Origin of the sequence: Bradyrhizobium sp. 191 (assembly GCF_023100985.1) — a bacterium.
In the GTDB taxonomy this organism is placed as follows: domain Bacteria; phylum Pseudomonadota; class Alphaproteobacteria; order Rhizobiales; family Xanthobacteraceae; genus Bradyrhizobium; species Bradyrhizobium diversitatis.
Window position 1 is genome coordinate 7,285,338 of the sequence record NZ_CP064692.1, and the last position, 15,230, is coordinate 7,300,567.

At 65.9% G+C, this 15,230-nt stretch carries 13 protein-coding genes; 11 read left to right on the forward strand and 2 right to left on the reverse strand.

The genetic code is table 11. The features are described 5' to 3' along the window. Position 1: 1 nt before the first annotated feature. From rfaE1 to IVB23_RS34150, 4 genes are all read left to right on the forward strand, one after another. Positions 2 to 1,486 (forward strand): D-glycero-beta-D-manno-heptose-7-phosphate kinase, encoded by a 1,485-nt coding sequence (gene rfaE1, locus IVB23_RS34135; RefSeq protein WP_247801455.1) that lies wholly within the window; start codon positions 2 to 4, stop codon positions 1,484 to 1,486. After that, complete coding sequence (locus tag IVB23_RS34140) at positions 1,483 to 2,769, forward strand: O-antigen ligase family protein (RefSeq protein ID WP_247801456.1); 1,287 nt, start codon at positions 1,483 to 1,485, stop codon at positions 2,767 to 2,769. Before rfaE1 ends, IVB23_RS34140 begins: the two co-directional genes overlap by 4 nt. A gap of 84 nt (positions 2,770 to 2,853) precedes the next feature. Further along, entirely contained in the window at positions 2,854 to 4,767 is a 1,914-nt protein-coding gene (locus tag IVB23_RS34145; RefSeq protein ID WP_061878868.1) for a nucleoside-diphosphate sugar epimerase/dehydratase, read from the forward strand. 82 nt (positions 4,768 to 4,849) lie between these two features. Next, complete coding sequence (locus IVB23_RS34150) at positions 4,850 to 5,797, forward strand: NAD-dependent epimerase/dehydratase family protein (RefSeq protein WP_247801457.1); 948 nt, start codon at positions 4,850 to 4,852, stop codon at positions 5,795 to 5,797. On the opposite strand, the gene IVB23_RS34155 is transcribed toward IVB23_RS34150, so the two are convergent. Together IVB23_RS34155 and IVB23_RS34160 are read right to left on the reverse strand one after the other, a co-directional pair. Continuing rightward, positions 5,785 to 6,804 carry a glycosyltransferase family 4 protein gene (locus tag IVB23_RS34155; RefSeq protein ID WP_247801458.1) on the reverse strand — a complete coding sequence of 340 codons (1,020 nt, stop codon included), beginning with the start codon at positions 6,802 to 6,804 and terminating at the stop codon, positions 5,785 to 5,787. The two genes, IVB23_RS34150 and IVB23_RS34155, sit on opposite strands and share 13 nt — an antisense overlap. Beyond that, on the reverse strand, positions 6,801 to 7,760 hold the full coding sequence (locus IVB23_RS34160) for a lysylphosphatidylglycerol synthase transmembrane domain-containing protein (RefSeq protein ID WP_247801459.1): 960 nt from the start codon (positions 7,758 to 7,760) through the stop codon (positions 6,801 to 6,803). Before IVB23_RS34160 ends, IVB23_RS34155 begins: the two co-directional genes overlap by 4 nt. Positions 7,761 to 7,957: 197 nt before the next feature. On the opposite strand from IVB23_RS34160, the gene IVB23_RS34165 reads away from it, so the two are divergent. The 7 genes from IVB23_RS34165 (at position 7,958) to murJ (ending at position 15,144) form a co-directional block, all read left to right on the forward strand. After that, positions 7,958 to 8,947: an SDR family NAD(P)-dependent oxidoreductase gene (locus IVB23_RS34165; protein ID WP_247801460.1), complete on the forward strand. Its 990-nt coding sequence runs from the start codon at positions 7,958 to 7,960 to the stop codon at positions 8,945 to 8,947. Positions 8,948 to 8,954: 7 nt separating this feature from the next. Beyond that, positions 8,955 to 10,367 carry a mannose-1-phosphate guanylyltransferase/mannose-6-phosphate isomerase gene (locus tag IVB23_RS34170; RefSeq protein ID WP_247801461.1) on the forward strand — a complete coding sequence of 471 codons (1,413 nt, stop codon included), beginning with the start codon at positions 8,955 to 8,957 and terminating at the stop codon, positions 10,365 to 10,367. A 184-nt stretch (positions 10,368 to 10,551) separates the two neighbouring features. Then, positions 10,552 to 11,556 carry a Gfo/Idh/MocA family oxidoreductase gene (locus tag IVB23_RS34175; protein WP_247801462.1) on the forward strand — a complete coding sequence of 335 codons (1,005 nt, stop codon included), beginning with the start codon at positions 10,552 to 10,554 and terminating at the stop codon, positions 11,554 to 11,556. A 51-nt stretch (positions 11,557 to 11,607) separates the two neighbouring features. Then, positions 11,608 to 12,759: a DegT/DnrJ/EryC1/StrS family aminotransferase gene (locus IVB23_RS34180; protein WP_061878875.1), complete on the forward strand. Its 1,152-nt coding sequence runs from the start codon at positions 11,608 to 11,610 to the stop codon at positions 12,757 to 12,759. An 82-nt stretch (positions 12,760 to 12,841) separates the two neighbouring features. Next, positions 12,842 to 13,099, forward strand: a complete 258-nt coding sequence (locus IVB23_RS34185) for a type II toxin-antitoxin system Phd/YefM family antitoxin (protein ID WP_247801463.1) — start codon at positions 12,842 to 12,844, stop codon at positions 13,097 to 13,099. Further along, positions 13,099 to 13,509: a type II toxin-antitoxin system VapC family toxin gene (locus IVB23_RS34190; RefSeq protein WP_061878877.1), complete on the forward strand. Its 411-nt coding sequence runs from the start codon at positions 13,099 to 13,101 to the stop codon at positions 13,507 to 13,509. Before IVB23_RS34185 ends, IVB23_RS34190 begins: the two co-directional genes overlap by 1 nt. 108 nt (positions 13,510 to 13,617) lie before the next feature. Next, positions 13,618 to 15,144 (forward strand): murein biosynthesis integral membrane protein MurJ, encoded by a 1,527-nt coding sequence (gene murJ / locus IVB23_RS34195; RefSeq protein WP_247801464.1) that lies wholly within the window; start codon positions 13,618 to 13,620, stop codon positions 15,142 to 15,144. Positions 15,145 to 15,230: the final 86 nt, after the last annotated feature.

Below are 15,230 nucleotides of genomic sequence, written 5' to 3' on the forward strand. Positions count from 1 at the left end.
CATGGCGACCCCCATTCTTGATTTCGACGCCTTCGCGCAAACGATCTCAGGCCGCACGGTGCTTTGCATCGGCGACATCATGCTGGACGAGTTCGTCTATGGCGAGGTGTCGCGGATCTCGCCGGAAGCGCCGACGCCTGTCATCACGGCCCAGCGCAGCGAGATTCACATCGGCGGCGCCGGCAACGTCGCGCGCAATGTCGCGTCGCTCGGCGCACGCTGCATCTTCGTCGGCCTCGTCGGCGAGGACGATGCGGGCAGGCGGCTGGCATCGGCGCTGGGTGAGCAAGCCGGTATCGAGAGCGTGCTGGTGTGCGATCCGTCGCGGCCGACCACGCGAAAAGCCCGCTTCGTCTCCGAGCATTTTTCCACGCACATGCTGCGCGCGGATTGGGAGCAGGCGGCGCCTGCTTCCGATGACATCGAAACCAAACTGATCGACGCGATCCTGCCGCAGATCGCGCGCGCCGACATCGTGCTGTTGTCCGACTACGCCAAGGGCGTGCTGACCGCGCGCGTGATCCGCCACACCATCGACGCCGCGCGCAAGCTCGGCAAGCCCGTGGTGGTCGATCCCAAGAGCCTGAACTGGGCGATCTATCGCGGTGCCACGCTGCTCACGCCCAATCGCAAGGAATTCTCGGAAGCGACCCGCAGCCGGGCCGAGACGGTGCAGAGCATCGTCGAGGCCAGCGAGGACGTGATGCGGCTCGCCGATTGCGAGGCGATCCTGGTCACGCAGGGCGAGCACGGCATGACGCTGGTGCCGCGCAATGGCGGGGCCGTGCACGTTCCGGCCTTCCCGGCGAAGGTGCGCGACGTCTCCGGCGCCGGTGACACCGTCGCCGCCGCGCTCGCAGTATCGCTTGCGGCCGGCGCGGACTGGGATACGGCGCTGCGCGTGGCCAATGCCGCCGCCGCCGTCGCCGTCGGCAAGCAGGGCACCGCCAGCGTGAGCGCGGCCGAGCTGCGCCGAAAGATCCTGCCGCATGCCACTCTCGCGGCCGAGGAGAAGATCGTGCTCGATCCGGCCGCGCTCGATGCCCAGCTCGCCGAATGGAAGAGGCAGGGCCAGCGCGTCGGCTTCACCAATGGCTGTTTCGACATCCTCCATCCCGGTCACGTCAAGGTGCTGACTGCGGCGCGCGCCGCCTGCGATCGCCTGATCGTGGGGCTCAACAGCGACGCCTCGGTGCGGCGGCTGAAGGGCGCCGATCGTCCGGTGCAGGACGAGCGCGCGCGTGCCGAGGTGCTCGCCGCGCTGGAGGCCGTCGATCTCGTCGTCATCTTCGCGGAGGACACGCCGATCGACCTGATCACCAGGATCAAGCCCGGCGTGCTGGTGAAAGGCGGCGACTACACCCGCGAGCAGGTCGTCGGCCACGAGGTGGTCGAGGCCGCGGGCGGGGTGGTCGTGCTGGTCGACATCCTCCAGGGCTTCAGCACGACGGCGCTGGTTCATCGCGCCCGGGGAGGCGGTAAGTGACGGCGCTTGCCGGGGAGACTCCCGGCCAGATGTTGCGGCGGCGCCTGCGCAGTCCGGTGGCCTGGCGCGAGACAGTCGACCTGTTCGCGATCCTGACCGCGGCGTCGCTGCCCTGGTCGACGTCGCTCGCGGGGATATTCAACGCGCTGATGCTGCTCTGCATGGTGCCGTTCCTCGACGTCCGCGCCTTCCTGCAATCGCTGAAGCGTCCGATCTGTGTGGCGCCGATCGCGCTGGTGCTGCTCGCGCTGGTGGGGACGCTGTGGTCGGATGCGGCCTGGGGCGCCCGCTTGTATGCGGTCAATCCGACCGTCAAGCTGCTCGTGCTGCCGGTCCTGCTCTATCATTTCGAGCGCTCGCCGCGCGGCCGGTGGGTCTTCGTCGCCTTCCTGGTGTCCTGCGCCCTGTTGTCGGTGATGTCGTGGCTGGTCGCATTCTATCCCAATCTTGCGCTCAAGACCGATCCGCCCGAGCGCGGCATCTTCGTCAAGAACTACATCGACCAGAGCCAGGAATTCACGCTCTGCGCGGTCGCGCTCGCCTATCCGATCGTGATGCTGCTGCGGGAGAAGCGATACTGGTTCGCCGCCCTGCTCACGGCGCTTGCGCTCAGCTTCTTCGTCAACATGGCCTTCGTGGTGGTGTCGCGCACCGCGCTCGTCACCATTCCGATCATGTTCGGCGTGTTCGCGCTCCTTCACCTCAGGTGGCGCAGCATTGCGATCGTCGCCGCCGCGTTGCTCGCCGGCGCCTTTCTCGCCTGGCAGGTCTCGCCGCATTTGCGCCATACTGCCGAGAGGTTTACGGACGACTACACGCGCTATATGGAGAGGGGCGAGCCGACCTCGCTGGGCCTGCGGCTCGAATTCTGGCGAAAGTCGCTCGGTTTCTTCGCGGAGGCGCCGATCGCGGGACACGGCACGGGCTCGACGCGCGGATTGTTCGAGCGCGTCGCGACGCCCGGCAGTCAGCACAAGGCGTCAGCCGAAGTGATCGGCAACCCCCACAATCAGACGTTGAATGTTGCCGTGCAATGGGGTCTGATCGGCGTCGCCGTTCTCTACACGATCTGGATCCTGCATCTGCTGTTGTTTCGCGGCGACGGGCTAGCCAATTGGATCGGGTTCCTGGTCGTGGTGCAGAACGTCTTCACCTCGCTGTTCAACTCGCATCTGTTCGACTTCCACGAGGGTTGGATGTACGTCATCGGCGTCGGCGTTGCCGGCGGCATGGTGATCCGGGCACAACAGGCCGAGGCGAAGATGAGGGAAGCCGGTTCCTGAGCGGTCGCGCGGCTGGCAAGTCTTGTCCAGATGGGTTATCAGCGCGGTCAGGTTGCATCTAACTGGGTTTTTATCGGTCGGCGGATGACGCGTCTTTCGCATCTTACCTCGCGCAATTTCCTGATCGCGCTCCATGACCTGCTGGCGACCACTGCCGCGCTTTTTGCCGCCTTCTATCTGCGATTCGAGGGCGGCGAAGACTTCTTCGAGCGCTTGCCGCTGCTGTTCCAGATCCTGCCCTATTTTCTTGCCTTCAGCGTCGTCGTGTTCTTCGTCTTGAACCTGACCACGACGAAGTGGCGCTTCATCTCGCTGCCGGATGCGCTGAACATCATCCGCGCGGCGACCGTGCTCACCGTCGCCCTGCTCGTGCTCGACTACATCTTCGTTGCTCCCAACGTCCGCGGCGCCTTTTTCCTCGGCAAGGTGACGATCGTTCTCTACTGGTTCCTGGAGATCGCCTTCCTCAGCGCGCTGCGCATGGCCTATCGCTACTTCCGCTATACGCGGGTACGGCGTCACGCGAAGGGCAACGATGCCGCCCCGACGCTGCTGATCGGCCGCGCCGCGGATGCGGAGGTGCTGCTGCGCGGCATCGAGAGCGGGGCCATCAAGCACATCTGGCCCGTCGGCGTATTGTCGCCCTCGATGGCGGATCGCGGCCAGTTCATCCGCAACCTGCCGGTGCTGGGCGGCATCGACGACGTCGAGGACGTCATCGCGGACTTCGCCAAGCGCAACAAGGCGATCGCGCGCCTCATCATGACACCGTCGGCATTCGAGCCGGAAGCACACCCCGAATCGATCCTGATGCGGGCGCGCAAGCTGGGAGTGATCGTCAACCGCATGCCCTCGCTGGAGAGCGGCGACACGCCGCGGCTCACCGCGGTCGCGGTCGAGGACCTCCTGCTGCGGCCGAGCGAGACGATCGACTATGGGCGCCTGGAAGCGCTGATCAGGGGCAAGGCCGTCATCGTCACCGGCGGCGGCGGCTCGATCGGTGCAGAAATCTGCGAGCGTGTCGTCGCCTTCGGTGCCGCGCGGCTCCTGATCGCGGAAAACTCCGAGCCCGCGCTCTACGCGATCACGGAAGCGCTCGCCGCGCGGGGGGCGGCAGCTGAGATCGAAGGGCGGATCGCCGACATTCGCGACCGCGAGCGCATCATGCGCCTGATGGCGGAGTTCAGGCCGGACATCGTGTTCCACGCCGCGGCGCTCAAGCACGTTCCGATCCTCGAACGCGACTGGAGCGAAGGCGTCAAGACCAACATCTTCGGCTCGATCAATGTTGCGGATGCCGCCGTGGCGGCTGGCGCCGGCGCGATGGTGATGATCTCGACCGACAAGGCAATCGAGCCGGTGTCGATGCTCGGCCTGACCAAGCGCTTCGCGGAGATGTACTGCCAGGCGCTGGATCACGAGCTCGCCGCAGGCAGCGGCGGCGCCAAGCCGCCGATGCGGCTGATCTCGGTCCGGTTCGGCAACGTGCTGGCCTCGAACGGCTCGGTGGTGCCGAAGTTCAAGGCGCAGATCGAGGCCGGCGGCCCGGTGACGGTGACGCATCCCGACATGGTCCGCTACTTCATGACCATCCGCGAGGCCTGCGATCTCGTCATCACCGCGGCCACGCATGCGCTCGGGACGCAGCGCCCCGACGTCTCGGTCTACGTGCTCAACATGGGCCAGCCGGTAAAGATCGTCGATCTCGCCGAGCGCATGATCCGTCTTTCCGGACTGCAGCCGGGCTACGACATCGATATCGTGTTCACCGGCATGCGGCCGGGCGAGCGGCTGCACGAGATACTGTTCGCTTCCGAGGAGCCGACCCGCGAGATCGGTGTTCCCGGCATCATGGCCGCGCAGCCGAACGAGCCGCCGATGCAGACGCTGCGCAAATGGATTGCTGCGCTGGAGCAGGCGATCGCCCGCGACGATCGCGCCACCATCAGGACCATCCTGAAGGATGCGGTGCCCGAATTCGGGTCGACGGCGGCCTGACCATGCAGCGTCGAGGCCAGATCGTCGCCTGTGCCGCTTCGGCCTGCGGATCGTCGGGCAGCGCGGTTCTGGTGGAGCAACGATGAGCGAGACCAAGCCGCTCGCGCTGGTGACGGGAGCGAGCGGCTTCCTCGGCCGCCATATCGTGCCTGCGCTGACGCGGGCAGGGTGGTCGGTCCGCCGCGCGGTGCGCCGCGCGGATGGGACCGACGGCGAGGTTCCGATCGGATCGATCGGCCCCGAAACCGACTGGCAGGCCGCGCTTGAAGGCGTCGACGCCGTCATCCATCTCGCCGCGCGCGTGCACTACAAGAACGATGAACACGCGGCCCAGCTCTACCGCGACGTCAATGTCAACGGCACACTGCATCTGGCGCGCTCCGCGGCGACGGCCGGCGTGCGCCAGTTCATCTTCATCAGCACCGTCCTCGTTCACGGCCGCACCAATGAAGGCCGTGCGCCGTTCCGCGAGAGCGATGTTCCGACGCCGCGTGGCCTCTATGGCACGTCCAAGGCGGAGGCCGAGGCGGGCCTGAGCGCGCTGGCGCGCGACAGCGGAATGAAGATCTCGGTGATCAGGCCGCCGCTCATCTATGGCGCGGGCGCCAAGGGCAATTTCGCGCTGCTGGCACGGGCGGTGAGGGTGGGACTGCCGCTGCCGTTCGCGGCAATCCGCAATCGCCGCAACTTTCTCTCCGTGCAGAACCTGTCGTCGTTCATCCTGCACCGCCTCGGCCATCCCGACCCGGGGGGCAATTTCGAGATCTTCCTGTTGGCCGACCGGGAGCGGGTCTCGACGTCTGAATTCATCGCATGTCTGGCGCGAGCCTCCGGCAGGAGCAGCCGGCTATTCCGCATGCCGCCAGAGCTGCTCAGTGCGGTCCTCCGCATGATGGGCCGGCAGGATATGCATGACGGCCTGATCGGCTCGCTCGAGCTCGACATTTCGAAGGCGATCGCAACCGGTTGGCAGCCGCAGGTCACCCTCGAGGAGGGCTTGCGCCTGGCGGTCTCGGATCAGGAGCCCTGAGGCCGGGAGAAACGGCGCAGCACGAATCCGACCGCGCACGCGCCGGCGAACAGGCAGACGATCGTGATCGTCGTCGAACCGGCGCGAACGGTGACGATGGCGAGCAATGCCAGCACGAGATTGAGCGCGAATGCCTCGCCGACCACCCGCTTTACCGTGAACCCGTTGTCGGTTGCACGCTGATAAAAGTGCGTGCGGTGTGCCGACCAGAACGGTTCGCGCCTGATGATGCGCCGGAACAGCGTGATGGTGGAATCCGCAAGATAATAGGCGGGCAACAGCAGCGCTGCGGCCGTCTGCCCCCGGAAGGCGAGCTCCAGCAGGCACCAGCCGAGCAAGAGGCCGATCGGCAGGCTGCCGACATCGCCCAGGAAGACCCTTGCGACCGGGCGGTTGAACGGCGCAAAGCCGAGCATGGCACCGCACAGCGCGGCGGCGATCAGCACGGCCGGCCACGAGAGATCCCCGAGCATTCCCAGCAGCAGCAGCGCCGCTGTGACCGGCACGACTTCCGCCACCGTCATCAGGTCGAGCCCGTCCATGAAGTTGACGAGGTTCACGAACCAGACTCCGGCAAGGACGATGAGGCCGCGCTCGAGCGCAAGCGGCAGCGCCGGCACGATGCGTGCGGTCTCCGGCGCGGTGAACACCACTGCGCCGACGCAGGCTGCCTGCAGCACCAGCCGCACGAGCACCGGCAGCGACTTTATGTCGTCGGCAAACCCGACCAGCGCGATCAGCACCGTCGCGCCGATCAGCACCGGCGGGATAGCGACGTTCGCCCAGACGGCCCAGAGCGAGGCGACGATCAGGGTCGCGGCGATCACCGCGATGCCCGCGCCCTGCGGGGTCGGGATGCGATGTGAGGACCGCGCGTTCGGTCGCGCCAGCGCGTAGCGCTGGAGCAGGGGACGGCTGGTCCAGGTGACGAGCGCCGAGATCAGCGCGGCGATCGCAACGGCAAGCAGCACGGGCGCGCCGGCGAGCGCTTCGGTGGTCGAGCTCACTCCGGCACTCCGATGGGGGCCGAGCCTTGCGCGGCCTTCTCCGCGCTGAGGATCCAGACCAGGCCGCCGACGGCGCCGACGATGAAGTACACGGCGCCGAACAGCAGCGAGACGTTGACGCCCTCGTTGGCGGCAAGTCCCGCGAAGCCGAACGCAAGGCTCATCGTGGCTTCGCGCACGCCCCAGCCGGCGATCGAGATCGGCATCATCGTGATCAGCATCACCGGCGGCACCAGCAGAAAGACGTCGCTGAAGCGAACCGGGGCCGCAATCGACCGCACGACGCACCAGGCGATGACGACGGCCAGCACGTGAACGAGGACCGACAGGATTGCGACGATCGGCCCGCGGGTGCCGCTGAAGATCACGCGATTGGCGATCACCGCGCAGGCGTGAATGTGATGCGTGCCCCACCAGGTCTTCAGCCAGGGCCATTTCAGCGCGCCGAAAATCAGGAAGCCGAGGCCGCCGGCGAGCGCCAAGAGGTCGATGAGCAGCAGCGCCGAGCGCCCGTGCGGATCGGTGATGAGGGTGTAACTCCAGGGCAGGCTGGCGACGATGAGAACCGCGAGCGCGATCAGGCCGATCGCGCGGTCGACGAAGATCGAGTAGGTCGCCGCACGCCAGCCGGCACCGGCGCGCGCGACCAGCCAGAGCCGGACCGCATCGCCGCCGATCGCCGACGGCAGGGTCTGGTTGAAGAACGAGCCGATCACGTTGTAGCGCATGGCGCGGCTGAGCTCGAGCGGCGCGCCGCAGACGGCGCTGATCTGGCGCCAGCGCAGCACGCCGACGAAGATCTGCAGGAACGCAACCGCGATCGCGACGCCGATCCAGAACAGGCTGGTGACGGTGAAGCGCGAAAACAATTCGGACAGGTCCACCTTGCGCAGCGCCAGATAGAGCAGCGCCGCGGAAATCATGATCTTGGCCGTCGACAACAGGATTCGGCGCATCTCGCCCGCATGGACAGGGTTTGCGAAGATTTGAGGCAACCCGACGCGAGGCGCCGAATTCGGCCGCTTTGGTATGGTCTTGGCGCCGATCTTGCAATAGCCGTCGTTGGGGTGTTGTGAGGGCAGCGGCGAGCCTATTGCGACCCGATCGAGCTGGCGGCTAAACAGGACCGGGCGAGGGATCCCCAGGGAACAGGATGACGGATCAGGCGATTTTGGTCACGGGTGCCGCCGGATTCATCGGCTTTCACGTCGCCCGGCAGCTTGTGGGCGAAGGCCGTCCCGTCGTCGGGCTCGACGATCTCAACAGCTATTACGATCCGGCGCTGAAGAAAGCGCGCCTGGCGCTGCTCAGGGACGATTCCCGCTTCTCCTTCGTCGAGGCCGACCTCGCCGACCGCGAGGCGATGGCGGCGTTGTTTGCGCAACATCGTTTTGCCAAAGTCGTGCATATGGCGGCGCAGGCCGGCGTGCGCTACTCGATCGAGCAGCCGCACGCCTATGCCGATTCCAATCTCCATGGCTTTCTCAACGTGCTGGAGGGCTGCCGCAACAACGGCTGTCGTCATCTCGTCTACGCCTCGTCATCCTCCGTTTACGGCGCCAACACAAAACTGCCATTTGCGGTTGCGGACCGCACCGATCATCCCGTGAGCTTCTATGCCGCGACCAAGAAGGCGAACGAGGTGATGGCGCAGTCCTACAGCCATCTCTACCGCCTGCCGGTCACTGGGCTGCGCTTCTTTACCATTTACGGCCCGTGGGGCCGGCCCGACATGGCCGTATTTCTGTTCGCGAACGCCATCATGGCGGGCAAGCCGATCCGGCTCTTTAACCATGGCGAGATGCGGCGCGACTTCACCTATATCGATGATGTGACCCGCGTCGTATCGAAGCTGATCGATCTTGTGCCCGCGGACGATCCGGCTGCCGCAAATGCGCCGTTTAAGCTCTACAATGTCGGCAACCACCATCCGGAGGAGCTGATGCACGTCGTCGGTCTTCTGGAGCGGGAGCTGGGCCGGACGGCGATCAAAGAATTGCTGCCGATGCAGCCGGGAGATGTGCGGGAAACGTTCGCGGATGTCGAGGATCTGATGCGCGACACCGGCTTTGCACCGTCAACGCCGATCGAGCATGGGGTCCATCATTTCGTCACCTGGTATCGCGACTACTTCAAGGTTTGAGATCACGATGGACAAACGCATAATCCCCCTGATCATGTGCGGCGGTGCCGGCACGCGGCTGTGGCCCGCTTCGCGCGAGGTTCGCCCCAAGCAGTTCCTGCCGCTGTTCGGCACGCGCTCGACCTTCCAGGACACGCTGCTGCGCGTGTCCGATCCCTCGCTGTTCGATCGCCCGATCGTCATCACCAATGCGGCCTATCGCTTCATGGTGCTGGAGCAGCTCGCCGAGATCGGCATCGAGGCCGACGTGATCCTCGAGCCGATGCGACGCGATTCCGGCCCTGCGATCGCGGCGGGCGCGGTGTTCGCGCAGAACCGCGACAGCGAAGCGATCGTGCTCGCTCTCGCCGCCGACCACGTGGTGCAGGACGATGCCGCCTTCGTCGCGGCCTGCCGCGAGGGCCTCACCGCCGCGCGCGCCGGGCGCATCGTCACCTTCGGCGTCAAGCCGGAGCGGCCGGCGACCGAATACGGCTACATCAATCCGGGTGAGGTGATTTCCGGCGAGGTGCATGCGGTTGCGCGCTTCGTCGAGAAGCCGGACGCGGTGAAGGCGTCCGACTACGTCAATTCGGGCTATCTCTGGAACAGCGGCAACTTCATGTTCCCGGCCGCCGTGCTGCTCGACGAATATCGCAGGGTCGATGCGGGAAGCGTCGAGGCCGTCACCAGCGCCGTCAGCAATGCCGGCCGCGATCTCGGCTTCGTCACGCTGGAGCCCGAGGCGTTCGGCGCGGCGAAGGCGATCTCGATCGACTATGCGGTGATGGAGAAGACCGCGCGCGCGGCCGTGGTGCCGGTGTCGTGCGGCTGGTCCGACGTCGGCTCCTGGCTCGCTGTGTGGGAGCTGTCGGAGAAGGACGCGCAGGGCAATGCGGCGCATGGCACCGCCGTGTTCGAGGACTCCCGCAACTGCAACGTCACGACCGATGCCGCGCTGGTCGCGCTCGAAGGCGTCGACGATCTCGTCGTGGTCGCCACCGCGGACGCGATCCTGGTCTCGCGCCAGAAGGATGCCAACGGCCTGAAGCGCCTGGTGACCAAGCTGAAGGCGGTCGCGCCGAAGGTCACCGAGGAGCATCTCAAGGTGCACCGGCCCTGGGGCAGCTATCAGTCCGTCGACAATGGCGAGCGTCACCAGGTCAAGCGCATCGTGGTGAAGCCGGGCGGGCGCCTGTCGCTGCAGAAGCACCATCATCGCGCCGAGCACTGGATCGTGGTGCGGGGCACGGCCCAGGTCACCGTCAACGAGGCCGTGAAGACGGTGCACGAGAACGAGTCGATCTACATCCCGATGGGCGCCGTGCACCGGATGGAGAACCCCGGCAAGATCCAGCTGGAGCTGATCGAGGTCCAGACCGGCTCTTATCTGGGGGAAGACGACATCATCCGGATTGAAGACGACTATCAAAGGTCGTAACCAGCAAGCTCCGAATCATGTGCCCCGGGCCGGGAAGACGGTATGTTTTGCGGCTTAAGGCCCGGGGAACGTGTAACTTTTTGAATCAAATCGTGTCCGGGCTCCCAGCTCCGCATTCGCCACAAATGTGGCGGTCGTGCTAGGAGAGGCGCCGGGGATTTGGGTTGAATCGGGGTTTGCTCAGATGAGTTCCAAAGGATCTGCACCGGCGAAGGCCGGCTTGCGCGTCGGCGTCATTGGTGCCGGCGTGATGGGCAGCAACCACGCGCGCGTGCTTGCGGGTCTACCCGGCGTCAGCCTCGTCGGCGTCGTCGATCCCTCGGCGGCACATCGTGCGCGGGCAACGGAGCTCGCCGGTTGCGAAAGCTTCGAGACGCTCGACCAGCTCTTCGCCGAAGGCGTCGATGCCGTGACCATCGCCGCGCCCACCCATCTGCATCACGAGGTCGCGCTCGCCTGCATCGCCAAGAACATCCACGTGCTGGTCGAGAAGCCGATCGCCTCCACCGTGGAAGAGGGCCGCGAGATCGTCGCCGCGGCGCAGAAGGCCGGCGTGACGCTGATGGTCGGCCATGTCGAGCGCTTCAATCCGGCGGTCGCCGCGGTCAAGCAGGCCATTGCGGGCGAGGACATTCTCTCCATCGCCATCACGCGCGTCGGCCCGTTTCCGCCGCGCATGTCCAATGTCGGCGTCGTCATCGACCTTGCCGTGCACGACATCGATCTGATCCGCTGGTTCACCGAATCCGACATCGTCGAGGTGCAGCCGCAATTGTCGAGCGCCGTCGCCGAGCGCGAGGACATCGCGCTCCTGCAGTTTCGCACCGCCAACGGCGTGCTCGCCCACATCAACACCAACTGGCTGACGCCGTTCAAGGCGCGCAGCGTCACGGTCGCCACGCGCGGCAAATACGTGATGGGCGATCTGCTCACGCGCCAGGTCACCGAGTGCTTCGGCTTCAAGCCCGACGGCAGCTACTCGATGCGGCATCTGCCGGTCGGCCACGATGAGCCGCTGCGCGCCGAGCTGATCGCGTTCCTCAAGGCGGTGCGCCATGGCGATACGCCGGCGGTAACGGGCGATGAAGGCGTCGCCAGCCTCGAGATCGCCACGCAATGTCTCGAAACGCCGTCGCGGCCTGCGGCGACGGCGCCTGTCCGCAAGGCTCCGCGCCGCGTCGCCGGCTGACCCTTTTCCATGTCGACCGCTCAAACGTCACAAGGCGCCAAGAACCAGACTATGAACCAGCATCTGCGTTCCGATCCCATTCCCTTCATCGACGTCGCCTCGCAGCGGCGCCGGCTCGGCGCTTCGCTCGATGTCGCCGTCAAGCGCGTGCTCGACCATTGCCAGTTCGTCAATGGCCCGGAGGTCTTCGAGCTGGAAAAGCAGCTCGCGGCCTACAGCGGCGCCAAGCACGTGATCGGCTGCGCCAGCGGCACCGACGCGATCCTGATGGTGATGATGGCGAAGAATGTCGGGCCCGGCGATGCCGTGCTGTGTCCATCCTTCACCTTCATCGCGACCGCCTCGCCGGTGGCGCGGACCGGCGCGACGCCTGTCTATGTCGACGTGGACGAGGCGACCTTCAACATGAGCCCGGAATCGCTGAAGCGCGGCATCGCGACCGCTCGCAAGGCCGGCCTCAAGCCCGTCGCGGTGATTCCGGTCGACCTGTTCGGCCAGCCGGCCGATCACGACTCCATCGCCGAGATCGCCAAGGCCGAGGGCCTGTTCGTGCTCGACGACGCCGCGCAAGCGTTTGGCGCGAGCTACAAGGGGCGCAAGCTCGGCACGCTCGCGCATGCCACGGCGACCAGCTTCTTCCCGGCCAAGCCGCTCGGCTGCTTCGGCGACGGCGGCGCGATCTTCACCGATGACGACGAGCTCGCGGCCACGCTGCGCAGCATCCGCGTGCACGGGCAGGGCGTGGACAAGTACGACAATGTCCGTCTCGGCCTGACCGGCCGGATCGACACCATGCAGGCCGCGGTGCTGATCGAGAAGCTGAGGATCTTTGACGACGAGATCGCCGCCCGCAACAAGGTCGCGGAGCGCTATGAGCGCGGCCTGTCCAATGTGGTCACCGTGCCGCGCCTCAGCCCCGGCAATACCTCGGTCTGGGCGCAGTACACCATCCGTCTGCCTGAGGGGACCGATCGCGACGGCTTTGCCGCCGCGCTGAAGGCCCAGGGCGTGCCGACCGCGATCTACTACGGCAAGTCGATGCATCAGCAGACCGCCTACAAGCAATATCCTGTCGCGGAAGGCGGGCTGCCGGGTTGCGAGAGCCTGTCGCGGGACGTGATCAGCCTGCCGATGCATGCCTATGTGACCGAAGCCGACCAAGAGCGAATCATCGCCGCCGTGCAGGGCGCGCTGGCGGGGTGACTTGGAGGCCGGATTTCACGCGTTGACGGCGACCCGGGGGCTCTGTATTCTAGCTAGAATTTCTAGCTAGAATGGGTCGACCATGTCGCGGCGCCAGTGGTCCATACAGGACGCCAAAAATAGGTTCAGCGAGGTCGTCGAGGCGGCGCGGCGCGCGCCGCAGGTGGTCACCAAGCATGGCACGCCCGCGGTCATGGTGGTCGACATCAACGAGTATGAGCGCTTGCGGCGCCTTGAGCGCGCCCAGGCTCCCTCCTTTGCGGACGTGCTGCTCGCGATCCCTCAGGATGACCGAGAATTTCCGCAGGCGAAAGTCCGGATGCGCGAGCCCGGAATCTGATGTTTCTGATTGACACGGTCATATTGTCCGAGTTGCGCAGACGCGAACGTGATCCGGGGGTCGTCAGGTGGTTCGAGCGCCAACGTACCGCCGATCTTTTTCTGAGTGTCGTCAGCATTGGCGAGATCGAGCGCGGCATCGTCCGACAACGCGCAGCTGATCCGGGCTTTGCGACGGCGCTTGCTGCCTGGCTGGATCAGGTGGTGAACCTCTATGGCGAGCGGATTGTACCATTCGATCTGCGCGCAGCACGTCGTTGGGGCGCACTCAGCGCTGCTCTTGGCAACGACAGCGCCGATCTCATGATCGCGGCCACTGCGCTGGAAAATGGCTTTACGGTGGTCACCCGAAACGTCTCCGACTTCAGACCTGCCGGCGTGACGGTCCTCGATCCCTTCAGCCGAACCTGATCCATCATCGGGGGCCGCTTCGAAGAGGCGACAGCCGAGTGGCCGATTTTCCGCCTCATCGGAGCTGACAGACTTATCGCTCGCTCGATAACGCTCTACAAAGGACGCATGCTCGGACGCATCTTCACGGTTGGCGGATACACGCTGCTCTCGCGGGTCACGGGATTTGCCCGCGACATCATGCTCGCGGCGATCCTCGGCGCCGGTCCCGTCGCCGATGCCTTTTTCGTGGCGCTGCGGCTGCCCAACCATTTCCGCGCGATCTTCGCCGAGGGCGCCTTCAACGCGGCCTGGGTGCCGGCCTATGCCCATGTCCATGGCGAGAAGGGGGAGGCGGCGGCAAGCCTGTTCGCCGACCGCATCTTCACGTTGCTGCTGGCCTCGCAGGTGGTGCTGCTGATCGTCGCCTGGCTGTTCATGCCGCAGGCCATGAGCATCCTCGCGCCGGGCTTCAGCGACGACGCCGAGCAGCGCAAGCTCGCGATCGAGCTGACCCGGATCACCTTTCCCTATCTGCTGCTGATCACGCTGGTGACGCTCTATGGCGGCATGCTCAACGTGATGCAGCGCTTTGCCAGCGCCGCGGCGGCGTCGATCTTCCTCAACGTCGCGATGATGATGACGCTGGCGCTCGCCGCGTGGTTTCCGACCGCTGGCCACGCCGCGGCCTGGGGCGTGCTCATCTCGGGCTTCCTGCAATATTTCCTGCTGGCGGGCGATCTCGCCCGCCACGGCGGCCTGCCGCGCTTCGCACCGCTGAAGCTCGACGAAGACGTCCGCGGCTTCTTCAAGGCGCTTGGACCTGCGACCCTGGGCTCGATGGGCACGCAGGTCGCGCTGTTCGCCGACACCATCATCGCGACCTTCCTGCCCGCAGGCGCGCTGTCGGCGCTCTACTACGCCGACCGTCTCAACCAGCTGCCGATCGGGGTCATCGGCATCGCCATCGGCACGGTGCTGTTGCCGGAGATGTCACGGCGGATCACCGCCAACGACCATGACGGCGCGATGAAGGCGCAACGTCGCGCCTTCGATTTCACGCTGCTGTTCTCGATCCCGTTCGTGGCGGCCTTCCTCACCGTGCCCGACGAGATCATGCGTGCGCTGTTCGCCCGCGGCGCATTCTCGAAGGCCGATGCCGTCGCCGCCGGCGGCACACTCGCGGCCTATGCCATCGGCCTCATTCCTTTCGTTCTGATCCGCAGTGCGGTCGCGACCTTCTATGCGCGCAAGGATACGGCGACGCCGGTTCGCGCATCGCTGACCGGCATCGCAGTCAACGTCGCGCTGAAGGTCGCCCTGATGGGATCGCTCGCGCAGATCGGCCTCGCGCTCGCAACTGCCGTCGGGGTCTGGACCAATCTCTTGCTGGTGCTGTTCTTCGCCGTGCGGCGAGGTTTCCTCGTGCTGGATCGCGGCTGGCTGATGTCGCTTTCGAAATTCTTGCTGACCGGCATTATCCTCGCCGTCGCCTTCTGGCTGATCGCGCGCTTCGGTGGTCCTTTGTTGGGCGCGATGCACTTCCGGGACGAATTGATGCTGGTTCTGCTCGCGGTCGGCGGCACCATCGTCTATTCCCTCGCGATCCTCATCCTGTTCGGCCGCAGCTGGCTGGTGTCGCTGGTGCGCGGTTAGACGAGCGGGGTGCTCGCCTCCAGGCTGCAACCAGAATCCGTACATCTCTTGATTTTGCGCGATTGCCGTGGTATCAGCGCTTCATG